The sequence below is a fragment of the Thalassococcus halodurans genome, from assembly GCF_900108225.1.
Lineage (GTDB): Bacteria > Pseudomonadota > Alphaproteobacteria > Rhodobacterales > Rhodobacteraceae > Thalassococcus > Thalassococcus halodurans.
The window spans coordinates 134,674-148,310 of sequence record NZ_FNUZ01000005.1 but is presented as its reverse complement, the minus strand read 5'-3'; the positions used below and the strand labels follow the sequence as shown (position 1 = coordinate 148,310).

The window sequence follows — 13,637 nt, the reverse complement described above, 5'->3', positions numbered from 1 at the left end:
GTTGTTTTGCGGGCAAAGCGTCGGGATAAGGCGACTGTGATTGGCGGGTTTTCCGTGTCCGGTTCTTCCAAGATGCTGTTCCCACATGGTCCTGCGAATGGGCCGATGACAGGTGTTTGGCTGAACACCGCAGGCGGCATCACAGGCGGTGACCAGTTCACGCTTGAGGCCGCGGCGGATGAAGGTGCGCATCTGGTGCTGACCTCGCAGGCGGCCGAGCGGATTTACCGCGCGATGCCGGGCAAGCCGGGGCAGGTTGTGAACCGCCTTGAGATCGCTTCGGGCGCGCGGGCCGATTGGCTGCCGCAGGAAACGATCCTGTTTGACCACGCCGCGCTGGATCGTCGGCTGGACGTGACCATGGCGGCGGATGCGCGGTTTCTGGGTGTTGAAAGCCTGATTTTTGGGCGTGCCCTGATGGGCGAAACCGTGACTCAGCTTGACCTGATGGACCGGATTTCTGTGCGTCGTGATGGAAGGCTGGTCTTTGCCGACCGCCTGCGCCTGTCAGGCGATGCGCAAGCCGCGCTGAACCGCGCGCATCTGGGCGGTGGTGCCGTGGCCATGGCCACCGTGATCGCCGCATGGCCCGGGGCCTCTGCGCAACTGGAGACGCTGCGTGCGATGCTGCCCGAAACCGCAGGTGCCTCGGCCCTTGATGATGACCTGATCGTGCTGCGCATTCTGGCCCCTGACGGGTTCGATCTGCGCCAATCCCTTATTCCCGTTCTGCGCCATCTGAATGGTGCGGACCTGCCAAGACCCTGGATGATCTGACTTATGCAACTGACCCCCCGTGAAAAAGACAAGCTTCTGATTTCCATGGCCGCCATCGTGGCCCGCAAGCGGCTTGAACGCGGCGTGAAGCTGAACCACCCGGAAGCGATTGCGCTGATCACCGATGCGGTGGTCGAAGGTGCCCGCGACGGGCGCAGCGTGGCCGATCTGATGCAGGCGGGAGCCGAGGTGATCAGCCGTGAACAATGCATGGAAGGCGTGCCCGAAATGATCCACGAGGTTCAGGTCGAAGCCACGTTTCCCGACGGCACCAAGCTGGTGACCGTGCACAACCCCATTCGATAATTCTGAACGATAGGAAAGGACACATCATGCGGACAGCACTGGCATTCGGCGCGATGTTTACAGCGACACAGGCGGCGGCCCATCCGGGCCTGCATGTGCATGGCGACAGCGGCTCGTCCTTGGGTCTGGTCGCGGGCGCATTGGCCGTTGTGGCTTTGGCGGGCGTTCTGGCTTGGGCACGAGGAGCACGGGCGTGATCCCGGGCGAAATCATTCCTGCCGAGGGCGACCTGACCCTGAACAGCGACCGCGAAGCGTTTACGCTGATGGTGGCCAACACGGGCGACCGTCCGGTGCAGGTGGGCAGCCATTATCATTTTGCCGAAGCGAACCCCGCGCTGGATTTTGATCGTGACGCGGCCCGAGGCTGCCGTCTGGATATCGCAGCGGGCACAGCGGTGCGCTTTGAACCCGGTCAACGCCGCGAAGTATCGCTGATCCCGCTCGCGGGGGACCGTGTGGTGTACGGCTTCAACCAAAAGGTTATGGGGGCGCTGTGATGCTGCGTGGGCTGGCAGTTTTGGTAACACTGGCAAGCCCCGTTGCGGCGCAGGCGCTTGATTGCCCTGATGCGACGTCTCAGGCCGAAATGACCGGCTGCGCGGCCCGCGCGTATGAGGCGGCGGATGGTGATCTGAACCTCGCCTACAAAATGGCTATGGAGCGTGCGCGGTCCATGGATGAATACCTGCAAGACGGTCAGGTGCCTGCCGTCGATATCCTGCGTGATGCGCAGCGGGCATGGCTTCCGTTTCGGGACCAAGCCTGCGAGGCGGAAAGCCTGATGGCACGCGGTGGCACCATGCAGAACATGATATTTTTTATGTGTTTGGAACGGTTAACGAGAAACAGAACAGAAGATTTACGTATTTTCGGAGAGCTCAACTGACCGGCCATTGGTCCGGTTTCAGGAGGTGAAGACATGATGACGACACCAGTGACGAATTGGATGAACCTGACCCAGAAAGTCTGGGTGCAACAGATCAAGATTGCCGAAGTGATGTACGAGGCAACGATCAGCCCGCGCGCGATGCAGCGCATGGGCTGGCCTATTCCAAATCCTGCAACGACCCGCACGTCAAAACCTGCGGCCAAGACCGCGTCCAAACCTGTGGCGGCCAAGGCGAACACGCCTGTCTACGACAAACCAAAAGCGGTGCCTTCCAAGCCCAAGCTTGTCGAGCCTGTGAAAGCCAAACCAACACCTGCCGTCGCGCCCAAGGCGGAGACGCCAGCAAAGCCCGCTGCTGCCGCAAAGGTGGCCGAACCCGCACCTAAGGCCGAAGCAGCCCCTGCGCCGACACCGAAACCAGCGGCCAAAACGGCTGCGCCCGAGGTCAAAGCCACACCCGCACCTGCGACCCCCAAAGCGCCGGCAAAGCCTGCAGCAAAACCTGCTGCGAAAAGAGCGGCCCCGAAACGTAAGACCACGGCACGTCCAAAGGCGGCCCCCAAGCCTGCCGCTAAAGCTGCGCCAGCGAAACCCGCTGCCAAAGCATCCCCGCCCAAGGCAACACCCGTTAAGGCGACGCCTGCCAAGACCGCCACGTCCAAACCGGTAGCGCCTGCAACGCCGTCTAAAGACGCGGAATTCGCATCCAAGCGCAAAGTGGTACGTCAGCCGTCCATGCCGCCTGCGATGCCCGACAAATCGCCCAAGAAACCCACGTCCTGATCCCCGCTCAGGACGTACAGAAACGACCCCTTACCGTTAAGGACACCTTATGCCCGCCAAGATTTCCCGTGCTGATTATGCTGCCATGTTCGGCCCCACCACCGGCGACCGCGTCCGTCTGGCCGACACCGATCTGATCATCGAGGTCGAGCGTGATCTGACCGCCGAGGCGGTCGGCTCGGCCCAGACTGGCGGTTCGGGGGCCAATTCTGCCATCTATGGCGAAGAGGTGAAGTTCGGCGGCGGTAAGGTGATCCGCGACGGGATGGGGCAGGCACAGACCAGCCGTGCAGGTGGGGCGGTGGACACCGTCATCACCAACGCGCTGATCGTGGATCACAGTGGTGTCTTTAAGGCCGACGTGGGCTTGAAAGACGGGCGTATTGCCAAGATCGGCAAGGCGGGCAACCCTGACACACAGCCGGGCGTGAACATCATCGTCGGGCCGGGCACCGAAGCGATTGCGGGCGAGGGCAAGATTCTGACGGCTGGCGGCTTTGACAGCCACATCCATTACATCTGTCCGCAACAGATCGAAGACGCGCTGCATTCCGGCCTGACCACAATGCTGGGTGGCGGCACGGGGCCTGCGCATGGCACTTTGGCGACAACCTGTACGCCGGGTCCGTGGCACATTGGTCGGATGCTGCAATCGGCAGATGCCTTTCCGATGAACCTTGCCTTCGCGGGTAAGGGCAACGCGTCTCTGCCCGAGGCGTTGATCGAACAGATCAAAGGCGGTGCCTGCGCGCTGAAACTGCACGAAGACTGGGGCACGACCCCCGGTGCGATTGATTGCTGTCTGTCTGTGGCCGACGACATGGACGTTCAGGTGATGATCCACACCGACACGCTGAACGAATCCGGCTTTGTCGAAAACACCGTGAAGGCCATGAAGGGCCGCACGATCCACGCCTTCCACACCGAAGGAGCGGGTGGCGGACACGCGCCGGATATCATCAAGATTTGTGGCGAAGACCACGTGCTGCCGTCATCCACCAACCCGACACGCCCCTACACGGTGAATACGCTGGAAGAGCATCTGGACATGCTGATGGTATGCCATCACCTAGACAAGCGCGTGCCAGAAGACGTGGCCTTTGCGGAAAGCCGCATCCGCCGCGAAACCATCGCTGCCGAAGACATCCTGCACGACATGGGCGCGTTTTCGATCATCGCGTCGGACAGTCAGGCCATGGGCCGCGTGGGCGAAGTGATCATCCGCACATGGCAAACCGCCGACAAAATGAAGAAACAGCGCGGCAGCCTGCCTGAAGAAACCGGCGATAACGATAACTATCGCGTCCGCCGCTATGTGGCGAAATACACGATCAACCCAGCGATTGCCCACGGCATCGCCCATGAAATCGGGTCGATCGAGGAAGGCAAACGCGCCGATCTGGTGCTTTGGAACCCCGCGTTCTTTGGTGTGAAGCCCGAGATGGTTCTGATCGGTGGCTCGATTGTCTGCGCGCAGATGGGCGATCCGAATGCCTCCATCCCGACACCGCAGCCGGTTTACACCCGCCCGATGTTCGGGGCCTATGGCAAGGCGGTCGAAAACTCGGCCGTGGTGTTCGTGTCCGAGGCCGCGCAGGCCGAAGGCATTGGCGAAAAGCTGGGTCTGTCGAAGCAGACTCTGGCCGTGCGCAACACGCGCAACATCGGCAAAAAGGACCTGATCCTGAACAATGCAACGCCCGAGGTCGAGGTGAACCCCGAAACCTACGAGGTGCGCGCGAACGGCGAATTGCTGACCTGCGAACCGGCAAAAGAGCTGCCCATGGCGCAGCGCTATTTCCTGTTCTAACGTCCCAGTCTCAGGGTCCGACCGGCGTCGGGCCACCTGTGACACCCTTTGACACTACGATGAATGGCCCGCTCATGCTCACCGCCCATGCTTACCACGGTCACGCCCATGCCACCCCGATCGGAGAGGTGGTTCTGGATTACGAAGGCCGTTTTCTGCGCCGCAAGGTGATTACCCTGACGGATGATCGTCGCTGTCTGGTGGATCTGCCGCAAACGACGTCTTTGGATGCGGGTGGCGTGTTGGTGACCGACGCGGGTGAGGTGACAGTGGTTGCCGCGCCAGAGCCGTTGTTAGAGGTGCGCGGCAATGGGCTGGTTCGTTTGGCGTGGCACATCGGCAACCGCCACACCCCCTGTCAGATCGAAGAGGATCGCCTGTTGATCCAGCGCGATCACGTGCTGCGCGATATGTTAGAGCGTCTGGGCGCGGAACTGGCCGAGGTGGTCGAACCCTTCACACCGGAAGGCGGGGCCTATGGGCACGGTCGCACCCACGGGCATGATCATTCGCACAGCCACGGTCCTGACACCCACGTGCATGCCCATGGCTGATCCGTTCCTGACCCTTCACCAAGTATTTTCGCCCGCCTTCCCGACGGGTGGCTTTGCCTATTCCCATGGGCTTGAGGCGATGGTGGCCGAGGGGCGGGTGGCGTCTGTTGGCGATATGGAGGACTGGCTGGAAACCGTGCTGCGCTTTGGCGCGGGGGCCACGGATGCAGCGCTGTTTTGCTGTGCCTATGATGCGGGGGACGATCTGGCCGAGGTCGCTGAACTGGCCGCCGCGCTTTCCGGCACCGAGGAACGGCGTCGCGAAACCATGCTGCAAGGCGCGGCTTTTGCCGCCACGATGCGCAAGGTCTGGCAGCTGGATTTGCCCGATATGGCCTATCCCGTTGCGGCTGGTCGCGCTGCGGCCCTGATGGGCCTGCCCCGTATCCCGAGCGCCGAGGCATGTTTGTTGGGCATGGCATCGAACCTCGTTCACGCAGGCGTCCGGCTGATCCCCTTGGGGCAAAGCGACGGTCAGGCTGTGCTGGCTAAGGCCGCGGCGATCTGCTCTGACGTTGTGGCGCAGGCGGCTGACACGCCAATCGACGACATCGGCGGCTTTGCACCCCTTATCGATATCTCATCCGCGCGGCACGAAGTGCTGGAAACGCGGCTCTTCCGGTCCTGAACAGGAGGTTTCTTATGGCATCCCCAAACGGCCCATTGCGTGTCGGTATCGGCGGCCCTGTGGGCGCTGGCAAAACGACACTGACCGCCCAACTGGCGCGCGCCCTTGGTCCACGCCTGTCGATGGCGGTGATCACGAATGACATCTACACGCGCGAAGACGCAGAAGCGTTGATGCGGATGCAGGTGCTGCCATTGGAACGTATTCGCGGCGTGGAAACAGGGGGCTGTCCACATACGGCGATCCGTGAAGATGCTTCGATCAACTTGGCGGCGGTGGATGAGCTGACCAAAGCGATCCCCGATCTGGAACTGGTGTTGATCGAGTCAGGCGGGGATAACCTGTCAGCAACGTTCTCGCCCGAACTGGCGGATGTGACGATCTATGTGATCGACGTGGCCGCGGGCGAAGAAATCCCACGCAAAGGCGGGCCGGCGATCTGTAAATCCGACATCCTCGTGATCAACAAAACTGATCTGGCACCCTACGTGGGTGCGTCGCTTGAAGTGATGGAGCGGGACGCGGCCAGGATGCGGGCGGGCAAGCCCTTTGTTTTTGCGCAGAACAAGCACAACAAAGGCGTGGATCAGATCATCGACCTTCTCTGCGATATCGGTGGGTTGGACCTGAAACCCATCGCTGCCGAGTAAATCAGAAACCTCGCGCAAGGTCTGATTGCGGGAGCCTCCGGCGGAGGTATTTGGGGACAGAAAATCTCACTAAGAACACAGTGTATTTTCTGTCGACAAATACCTCGGGGGAATTGGCCGAAGGCCAAGGGGGCAGAGCCCCCACTACGCCGACGCGCGAAGCGCGGCGGAACCCTTAACCGATCTGACCGCGCTTGCCGCCAGTCTGGGCGCGGTCCATCAGAATCTGATCCAATAGAACGCAGGCCATCATCGCCTCGCCCACCGGGACGGCGCGGATGCCGACGCAGGGGTCATGGCGGCCTTTAGTGACGACTTCGGTTTCCTTGCCGGATTTGGTGACCGACCCGCGCGGTTTCAGGATCGACGATGTGGGTTTCACCGAGAAGCGCACGACGACGTCCTGACCGGTAGAAATACCGCCAAGGATGCCGCCTGCGTGGTTCGAGCCGTAGATCGGCTGGCCGTCCGGCCCCATGGAAATCTCGTCGGCGTTTTCTTCGCCAGTCAGGGCGGCGGCGTTCATGCCTTCGCCGATTTCAACGCCTTTGACTGCGTTGATCGACATCATCGCGGCTGCAAGATCGGTGTCCAGCTTCGCGTAGATCGGTGCGCCGATACCTGCGGGCAGGCCTTGGGCCACAACTTCGATCACCGCACCAACGGAGCTGCCGGATTTGCGCAGGCCATCCAGATACTCGGCCCACTGATCAGCGGTCGCGGCTGATGGCACCCAGAAGGGGTTGTTCTCGATCTCGGCCATGTCGCGGTCGCCGGTGATGCCGTGCGGGCCCATTTGTGTCATGTAGCCGGTGATTTTCAGGTCAGGTAGCATGTCGGCCAGAACAGCGCGGGCGATGCCGCCGGCGGCCACACGGGCGGCTGTTTCGCGCGCCGACGAGCGGCCGCCACCGCGATAGTCGCGGATGCCGTATTTCTGCCAGTAGGTGATATCGGCGTGACCGGGGCGGAAGGTTTCGGCGATTTCGCCGTAATCCTTGGATCGCTGGTCGGTGTTTTCGATCATCAACTGGATCGAGGTGCCCGTGGTTTTGCCTTCGAACACGCCCGACAGGATTTTCACCGCGTCAGGTTCGCGGCGCTGGGTGGTGTAGCGGTTCTGGCCCGGTTTGCGGCGGTCCAGCCAGTGCTGCAGCATTTCTTCGGTCACGGCAACGCCAGGGGGGCAGCCGTCGACGGTGCAGCCAAGGGCGGGTCCGTGGCTTTCGCCCCATGTGGTGACGCGGAAAAGGTGGCCGAATGTGTTGAAGCTCATGAAGCATCTCCTGATCTTGGGTGACGTCCTAGGGCAGGGGACGCGGACCCTCAAGGGATTTCGCTTGAATCCACCTACGTGGGGCACTAGCTGTTGCCGCACCTCGGGGTGCTTGGGTTGGTCCAAGCTGAGATGCGACGCTTCGCGAACCCGTCGAACCTGAACCGGTTAACACCGGCGGAGGGAAGGCCATGGCCCACGGACCCTTGTCCCGCTCCATCCTTGCCCGTCCGTCGCAGAATGGAGAATGCCATGACCAAGGGCTTTATCATCGCTGCGGGACTGATGGCGGCAACTGCCGCGACAGCACAGGACAATGTGCTGACGGTTTACGCACCTGACTACATCACATCCGAATGGGGGCCGGGCCCCAAGATTGAAGAGCTGTTCGAAGCGGAATGCGGCTGCGATCTGCAGTTCAAGCCGGGCGATCTGTTGCCGCGCATCCTGCTGGAAGGCGACCAGACCGAAGCGGATATCGTGTTCGGCCTGAACACCGATGTCACCAAAAAGGCCCGCGAAACCGGCCTGTTTGCGCCGCACAATGTGGACCTGTCGCCACTGACCCTGCCGCTTGAGTGGGATGACGCGATCTTCCTGCCTTATAACTACGGGCACACGGCCTTTATCTATAACGAAGAGAAAATCGCCAACCCGCCCGCCAGCTTTGATGCTCTGGTGAACTCGGACGACGATCTGAAGCTGGTCATTCAGGACCCGCGCACATCCATTTCCGGCCTTGCGCTGGCACTGTGGGTGCAGGCGGTTTACGGCGATCAGGCGCAGGCGGCTTGGGAAAAGCTGGCACCCAAGGTGCTGACTGTGACCAAGGGCTGGTCGGAAAGCTATGGTTTGTTCACCGATGGTGAGGCGGACATGGTGCTGTCTTACACGACATCCCCTGCATACCACATCATCGCCGAAGAAGACCGCACCAAGAAGGCCGCGATTTTCCCTGAAGGTCACTACTTCATGGTCGAACTCGCCGCCAAAGTCGCCAGCACCGATGTGCCGGAACTGGCCGATCAGTTCATGGCGTTTGTGCTGTCTGAACAGTTCCAGTCGATGATTGCCACGGGCAACTGGTCGATCCCTGCGGCTTTGCAACAGGATAAATGGCCGGAAGGTTTCAAAGAGCTGAACCTGCCCGAAAAAGTTCTGTTCTATTCCGAAGACGAAGCAGCCGAGCTGCGTGATACAGCGATCGAGGCATGGCGCACCGCGCTTTCGCAATAATCGCGGGCGCGCTTGTCGCGCTTTTAACCCTTGGGCCCGTGGTGGCAGTGTCACTGCGGGCTGGCGGGGTTGGCGGGTTCGCGCCCGGTGATTGGGGCGCGATCCGGTTTACGCTGACGCAGGCGGTGATTTCAGCGGGGCTCAGCGTGTTGTTTGCCATTCCAGTGGCCCGCGCGTTGGCGCGGCGGCGGTTTGTCGGGCGCGGGGCCTTGGTGGCCCTGTTGGGTGCGCCGTTCATCCTGCCGGTGATCGTGGCGGTGCTGGGCCTGATCGCGGTGTTCGGCAACAACGGGATTTTCAACGGACTTCTGCGGGCCTTGGGCCTGCCAAGCATGACGATCTATGGCCTGCACGGGGTCATCATTGCGCATGTGTTCTTTAATCTGCCCTTGGCGACACGGATGTTGTTGCAAGGGTGGCTGGCGATCCCGTCTGAACGGTTTCGGTTGTCTGCTGGCTTGGGGCTGCGCCCGTGGGCGGCGTACAAGGTGTTGGAGTGGCCCATGCTGCTGCGCGTCGCGCCCGGGGCCTTTGCGGTGATCTTTGTGATTTGCCTGTCGTCCTTTGCGGTGGCGCTGACCTTGGGTGGCGGGCCGAAGGCGACGACGGTTGAACTGGCGATCTATCAGGCGATGCGCTTTGATTTCGATCTGGCCCGTGCGGCCAGCCTGTCTTTGGTGCAGTTGGTACTGGCCGTGGTCGCAGGTGTGGGCGCTTTGGCGCTGGCACGGGGTGATGGGTTCGGCTCTGGTTTGGATCGCGTCGTTATGCGGTTTGATGCGGGGCGGTTCGGCTTGGCGCTGGATACGCTCTGGATCATGCTGGCCGCGCTGTTCCTGCTGATGCCCTTGGCGCTGGTTGCGTGGAATGGGTTGGCGGGTTTGCCAATGTTGAGCGCATCGGTGTGGCAGGCGGCGGGGCATTCGATGTCGGTCGCTTTGGGCTCGACATTGCTGTGCATCCTCTGGGCGCTGCCGCTCGCGACGCGGCGGGGCGAGTTGATCGGCCTTCTGGGCATCGCATTGTCGCCCTTGGTTCTGGGCACGGGGCTGTTCCTGATCCTGCGGCCTTACATCAACCCGTTGTCCGTGGCCTTGCCAGTTACGGCCGTGATCAACGCATTGGTCAGCCTGCCGTTTGCCCTGCGCATTCTGCGGCCTGAGGCCGAGGCGATCCGACAGGACCATGCGCGGCTCAGCGCCGCATTGGGGCTGACGCCGTGGGCTTGGGTGCGCTTTGTCTATCTGCCCCGTTTGCGGCGGCCTTTGGGGTTTGCGGCGGGTTTGACCGCGGCACTGTCGATGGGTGATCTGGGTGTCATCGCGCTGTTTGCCGATCCGGACCGTGCGACCTTGCCTTTGCACGTCTACCAACTGATGGGCCGATACCAGATGGAGGCGGCGCAGGGGGCGGCGCTTTTGTTGTTGATGCTCAGCCTCGGGCTGTTCTGGCTGTTTGACCGTGGGGGACGCGTGAATGCTTGAGTTGAAGGGCCTGCATCTGAAAGAGGGCGATTTCGACCTGCGGGCTGATCTGGGTTTGCGGGCAGCGGGTCGCTATGCCGTGATCGGGCCGTCCGGCGCAGGTAAATCGACGCTTCTAGATGCGATTGCGGGCTTCCGGCCTTTGGTGTCTGGCGCGGTGTCGTGGAACGGTCAGCCCTTCACCGATCTGTCGCCCGCAGAACGCCCCTTGGCGATGCTATTCCAAGACAACAACCTGTTCCCGCACCTGACGGTTGATCGCAATCTGGCGCTGGCTTTGCGCCCAGACGGGGGGCGCATCGGGGCCGAGGGCCGCGAGAAGATTGCGCAGGCTTTGGCGGATGTGGGGCTTGCTGGCATGGGCGGGCGCAAGCCGGCGCAATTGTCCGGTGGTCAGCAAAGTCGCGCGGCATTGGCGCGGGTGGTTTTGCAGGAACGCCCCATCATGTTGCTGGACGAGCCTTTCTCGGCGCTGGGGCCCGCGCTGAAGGCCGAAATGCTGGATTTGCTGGCAAAGGTGGCCGACCGGCTGCAGGCGCTGGTGCTGATCGTGACCCATGATCCGAACGATGCGCGGCGGTTCGCGCCGGAAACCGTTCTGGTCAGCGAGGGCATCGCCCATGCGCCGCAACCCACGGGCCCGTTGCTCGACAACCCGCCGCCTGCGCTTGCGCAATACCTTGGTGGGGCATGACGTGACATGCCCACAACGCCGCGCGTTTTGTCATAAACTTTCACCAAGCTTTCGTTGACAGACGCGGCCCCAAAGTAGAGACATGACGCCGAGCGAATAAGTGAGAAATTAATTCTCAGGCACCTGCCATTTTCTGGTAAGGTAGCGAAAAGAACACGAGGCCAACCATGACCAGCAGTGCGCGTATTGAAGGCGATTTGCGCGAAAAAATCCTGACCAGCCCGGATATTGTGCTTGAAGACGCCGATCTGATGCGGGCGTTGGTTGCGGCCAATGAACGGGCAATGGGCGCCAATATCGTCGATCTGCGCGGCATTGCGATGGATCGTCTGGAACAGCGTCTGGACCGGTTGGAAGAAACCCACCGGTCGGTGATTGCAGCGGCCTATGAAAACCTTTCCGGTACCAATCAGATCCACCGCGCGATCCTGCGCATGCTGGACCCGATCGAGTTCGAGGCCTTCCTGCGCGAACTGGGTGGCGAAGTGGCCGATATCCTACGCGTGGATGCGGTCCGCTTGGTGCTGGAATCGCCTGCTGGCGAACAGGATCAGGCGCTGAACCGTCTGGGTGATGTTCTTAGCATCGCGCAATCGGGCTTTATCAATGACTATCTGACCGAAGGCCGTAATCTGCCGGTCCGTCAGGTGACCCTGCGCCAGATGCACGAAGGCGATGCACGCATTTACGGCGACAAGGGCAGCTACCTGCGGTCCGAGGCCTGCCTGAAGCTGGACTTCGGCGAAGGCCGTCAGCCCGGTCTGCTGGTCTTCGGTGCCGAAGACCCCCATCAGTTTACGCCGCAGCACGGCACGGACCTTCTGGCATTCTTTGCCGGTGTGTTCGAACGGTCCATGCGCCGCTGGTTGTCGTGACACTCGGGATTTCCGCACAGGCGCGGGACGCGCTGGAAAACTGGTTGGCCTCGATGGCTGCACTGAAAGGCGCGTCGGAAAATACGCTGAACGCCTATCGTGCGGATGTTCTGGATTTCATCGCCTTCATGACCAACCACTATGCCGAGGCACAGGGCCTTGGCCCTTTGTCGCGCATCACCGTGTCCGACATGCGGTCGTGGATGGCGCATCTGCGCGGGCAGGGGGTGGCACCGCGATCAGCAGCGCGTAAACTGTCTGCCGTCAAAAGTTTTTATCGTTGGCTGTCCGAGCGTGAGGGATTCGAGGCGACATCGGTCCTTGCCGCCCGCGCGCCGCGTTTTCAGAAAAAACTGCCTCGTCCTCTGTCGGCAGATGCCGCCCGTGCGGTGATTGATACCGTGGGTGAACAGGGGCGGGCTGATTGGATCGGCGCGCGCGATGCGGCGGTTGTGACGCTGCTTTACGGCTGCGGCCTGCGGATATCCGAGGCATTGGGCCTGACGGGCCGCGACCTGCCGCTGGGCGATGTGCTGCGGATCATCGGGAAGGGCGGAAAAGAACGGATCGTTCCGGTGATCCCCGCAGCCCGAGAGGCCGTCGCGCGATACGTCAAAATGGCGCCGTTCCCGATTGGCACACACGATCCGGTGTTTCGCGGGGCCCGTGGCGGGCCGTTGCAGGCGCGGATGGTGCAAAAGGTAACCGCAGCCGCGCGGATGCAGCTTGGCCTGCCGTCGACGGCCACGCCCCACGCCATGCGCCACAGCTTTGCCACCCATCTGCTTGAGGCAGGGGGCGATCTGCGGGCTATTCAGGAACTGCTGGGGCATTCTTCGCTGTCGACGACACAGGCCTATACGGCGGTTGATACGGTGCACCTGATGAAAGTCTACGAAAAGGCGCATCCCAAAGCATAAAGGCGCTTTCCATCTGCGGGGGGCGACCCTACGGTCACCACACGAACGCATTGGAAAGAGGGGGCTCCCATGAAGCTGCTGAAGCTTAGCGCATCGCCATTTGTCCGTAAGGTTGTTGTGACATTGCACGAAACCGGCCAGTTCGACGAGGTCGAGATGGTAACAGGTGCAAACTCGGTGATGGAGCCTGATGCGGAACTGACAGCGCTGAATCCCATCGGCAAAATCCCCGCTTTGGTGCGTGATGATGGCGCAACGCTGTACGACAGCCGAGTAATCACCCGCTATCTGAGCGACCGCGCTGGTGCGGGGCTTTATCCCGACGCGCGGATTTGGGATGTTCTGACGCTTGAGGCTACGGCGGACGGTTTGCTCGAAGCGGCGTTGTCGATGGTGTACGAGCTGCGCTACCGCGCGCCCGAAATCCAGAGTCAGGAATGGATCGAGGCGCAATGGCTGAAGGTCACGCGCTGTCTGGACGCGCTGGAAGAGCGCTGGATGAGCCATCTTGCAGGGCCGCTTGACGCAGGCCAGATCGCGGTTGGCTGTGCACTGGGCTATCTGGATTTGCGCCATGACGACCGCAACTGGCGCGACGGACGGCCGAAACTGGCCGCTTGGGACGAAAAGTTTTCCCAGCGTCCCTCCATGCAGGCAACGGTTCCACAAGGCTAAGCGACCCTTGCCACCGTCGCGGCGGGGGGCTAGGGCAGGCGTAACATCTTTGGCCCGCGCATCCAGCGGACCACCGTT

The 13,637-nt window shown here is 61.7% G+C and carries 17 protein-coding genes and 1 riboswitch; of the genes, 16 read left to right on the top strand and 1 reads right to left on the bottom strand.

Going from position 1 to position 13,637, the window contains the following annotated elements; genetic code table 11:
* Positions 1–6 precede the first annotated feature (6 nt).
* The 10 genes from C4S59_RS15270 to ureG are packed head-to-tail and all read left to right on the top strand — an operon-like array spanning position 7 to position 6,399.
* A complete protein-coding gene (locus C4S59_RS15270; RefSeq protein ID WP_234994789.1) occupies positions 7–777 on the top strand; it encodes an urease accessory protein UreD in 771 nt (256 codons plus the stop codon).
* A 3-nt stretch (positions 778–780) separates the two neighbouring features.
* Positions 781–1,083 (top strand): urease subunit gamma, encoded by a 303-nt coding sequence (locus tag C4S59_RS15265; protein WP_103911388.1) that lies wholly within the window; start codon positions 781–783, stop codon positions 1,081–1,083.
* 26 nt (positions 1,084–1,109) lie between these two features.
* Positions 1,110–1,280, top strand: a complete 171-nt coding sequence (locus tag C4S59_RS19715; protein WP_200813235.1) for a hypothetical protein — start codon at positions 1,110–1,112, stop codon at positions 1,278–1,280.
* Complete coding sequence (locus C4S59_RS15260; RefSeq protein WP_103911387.1) at positions 1,277–1,582, top strand: urease subunit beta; 306 nt, start codon at positions 1,277–1,279, stop codon at positions 1,580–1,582. Before C4S59_RS19715 ends, C4S59_RS15260 begins: the two co-directional genes overlap by 4 nt.
* Positions 1,582–1,971, top strand: coding sequence for a lysozyme inhibitor LprI family protein (locus C4S59_RS15255; RefSeq protein ID WP_103911386.1), 390 nt, complete (start codon positions 1,582–1,584; stop codon positions 1,969–1,971). The genes C4S59_RS15260 and C4S59_RS15255 overlap by 1 nt, the downstream gene beginning before the upstream one ends.
* A 33-nt stretch (positions 1,972–2,004) precedes the next feature.
* Positions 2,005–2,757, top strand: coding sequence for a hypothetical protein (locus tag C4S59_RS15250; RefSeq protein WP_103911385.1), 753 nt, complete (start codon positions 2,005–2,007; stop codon positions 2,755–2,757).
* A gap of 49 nt (positions 2,758–2,806) precedes the next feature.
* Positions 2,807–4,567, top strand: a complete 1,761-nt coding sequence (gene ureC, locus C4S59_RS15245) for an urease subunit alpha (RefSeq protein WP_103911384.1) — start codon at positions 2,807–2,809, stop codon at positions 4,565–4,567.
* A 59-nt stretch (positions 4,568–4,626) separates the two neighbouring features.
* On the top strand, positions 4,627–5,121 hold the full coding sequence (locus C4S59_RS15240; RefSeq protein WP_200813234.1) for an urease accessory protein UreE: 495 nt from the start codon (positions 4,627–4,629) through the stop codon (positions 5,119–5,121).
* Positions 5,045–5,749 carry an urease accessory protein UreF gene (locus tag C4S59_RS15235; RefSeq protein WP_234994788.1) on the top strand — a complete coding sequence of 235 codons (705 nt, stop codon included), beginning with the start codon at positions 5,045–5,047 and terminating at the stop codon, positions 5,747–5,749. The genes C4S59_RS15240 and C4S59_RS15235 overlap by 77 nt, the downstream gene beginning before the upstream one ends.
* 14 nt (positions 5,750–5,763) lie before the next feature.
* The gene (ureG, locus tag C4S59_RS15230; RefSeq protein ID WP_103911383.1) at positions 5,764–6,399 is read left to right on the top strand and encodes an urease accessory protein UreG; all 636 of its coding nucleotides are present in this window, start codon (positions 5,764–5,766) and stop codon (positions 6,397–6,399) included.
* Between the two features lie 175 nt (positions 6,400–6,574).
* Here the strand turns inward: ureG and aroC are convergent, their stop codons facing one another.
* Positions 6,575–7,675, bottom strand: a complete 1,101-nt coding sequence (gene aroC, locus C4S59_RS15225; RefSeq protein ID WP_103911382.1) for a chorismate synthase — start codon at positions 7,673–7,675, stop codon at positions 6,575–6,577.
* Positions 7,676–7,769: 94 nt separating this feature from the next.
* A riboswitch (TPP riboswitch) is annotated at positions 7,770–7,878 on the top strand.
* Between the two features lie 49 nt (positions 7,879–7,927).
* On the opposite strand from aroC, the gene thiB reads away from it, so the two are divergent.
* The 6 genes from thiB to C4S59_RS15195 all read left to right on the top strand — a co-directional run bounded on the left by thiB (position 7,928) and on the right by C4S59_RS15195 (position 13,559).
* Positions 7,928–8,911, top strand: a complete 984-nt coding sequence (gene thiB, locus C4S59_RS15220) for a thiamine ABC transporter substrate binding subunit (RefSeq protein ID WP_103911381.1) — start codon at positions 7,928–7,930, stop codon at positions 8,909–8,911.
* Positions 8,887–10,395, top strand: coding sequence for a thiamine/thiamine pyrophosphate ABC transporter permease ThiP (locus C4S59_RS15215; protein WP_103911380.1), 1,509 nt, complete (start codon positions 8,887–8,889; stop codon positions 10,393–10,395). The genes thiB and C4S59_RS15215 overlap by 25 nt, the downstream gene beginning before the upstream one ends.
* A complete protein-coding gene (locus C4S59_RS15210) occupies positions 10,388–11,089 on the top strand; it encodes a thiamine ABC transporter ATP-binding protein (protein ID WP_103911379.1) in 702 nt (233 codons plus the stop codon). Before C4S59_RS15215 ends, C4S59_RS15210 begins: the two co-directional genes overlap by 8 nt.
* A 167-nt stretch (positions 11,090–11,256) precedes the next feature.
* Positions 11,257–11,964, top strand: coding sequence for a DUF484 family protein (locus C4S59_RS15205; RefSeq protein ID WP_103911378.1), 708 nt, complete (start codon positions 11,257–11,259; stop codon positions 11,962–11,964).
* Entirely contained in the window at positions 11,961–12,884 is a 924-nt protein-coding gene (locus C4S59_RS15200) for a tyrosine recombinase XerC (protein WP_103911377.1), read from the top strand. Before C4S59_RS15205 ends, C4S59_RS15200 begins: the two co-directional genes overlap by 4 nt.
* Before the next feature lie 69 nt (positions 12,885–12,953).
* Positions 12,954–13,559 (top strand): glutathione S-transferase, encoded by a 606-nt coding sequence (locus C4S59_RS15195; RefSeq protein WP_103911376.1) that lies wholly within the window; start codon positions 12,954–12,956, stop codon positions 13,557–13,559.
* Positions 13,560–13,637 lie beyond the last annotated feature (78 nt).

Excerpts from the sequence above, each read along its gene's own strand:
- C4S59_RS15265 (WP_103911388.1), top strand. The coding sequence starts at position 781 with ATGCAACTGACCCCCCGTGAAAAAGACAAGCTTCTGATTTCCATGGCC.
- C4S59_RS19715 (WP_200813235.1), top strand. The coding sequence starts at position 1,110 with ATGCGGACAGCACTGGCATTCGGCGCGATGTTTACAGCGACACAGGCG.
- C4S59_RS15255 (WP_103911386.1), top strand. The coding sequence starts at position 1,582 with ATGCTGCGTGGGCTGGCAGTTTTGGTAACACTGGCAAGCCCCGTTGCG.
- C4S59_RS15250 (WP_103911385.1), top strand. The coding sequence starts at position 2,005 with ATGATGACGACACCAGTGACGAATTGGATGAACCTGACCCAGAAAGTC.
- ureC (WP_103911384.1), top strand. The coding sequence starts at position 2,807 with ATGCCCGCCAAGATTTCCCGTGCTGATTATGCTGCCATGTTCGGCCCC.
- C4S59_RS15240 (WP_200813234.1), top strand. The coding sequence starts at position 4,627 with ATGAATGGCCCGCTCATGCTCACCGCCCATGCTTACCACGGTCACGCC.
- C4S59_RS15235 (WP_234994788.1), top strand. The coding sequence starts at position 5,045 with ATGGGCACGGTCGCACCCACGGGCATGATCATTCGCACAGCCACGGTC.
- ureG (WP_103911383.1), top strand. The coding sequence starts at position 5,764 with ATGGCATCCCCAAACGGCCCATTGCGTGTCGGTATCGGCGGCCCTGTG.
- aroC (WP_103911382.1), bottom strand. The coding sequence starts at position 7,675 with ATGAGCTTCAACACATTCGGCCACCTTTTCCGCGTCACCACATGGGGC.
- thiB (WP_103911381.1), top strand. The coding sequence starts at position 7,928 with ATGACCAAGGGCTTTATCATCGCTGCGGGACTGATGGCGGCAACTGCC.
- C4S59_RS15215 (WP_103911380.1), top strand. The coding sequence starts at position 8,887 with ATGGCGCACCGCGCTTTCGCAATAATCGCGGGCGCGCTTGTCGCGCTT.
- C4S59_RS15210 (WP_103911379.1), top strand. The coding sequence starts at position 10,388 with ATGCTTGAGTTGAAGGGCCTGCATCTGAAAGAGGGCGATTTCGACCTG.
- C4S59_RS15205 (WP_103911378.1), top strand. The coding sequence starts at position 11,257 with ATGACCAGCAGTGCGCGTATTGAAGGCGATTTGCGCGAAAAAATCCTG.
- C4S59_RS15195 (WP_103911376.1), top strand. The coding sequence starts at position 12,954 with ATGAAGCTGCTGAAGCTTAGCGCATCGCCATTTGTCCGTAAGGTTGTT.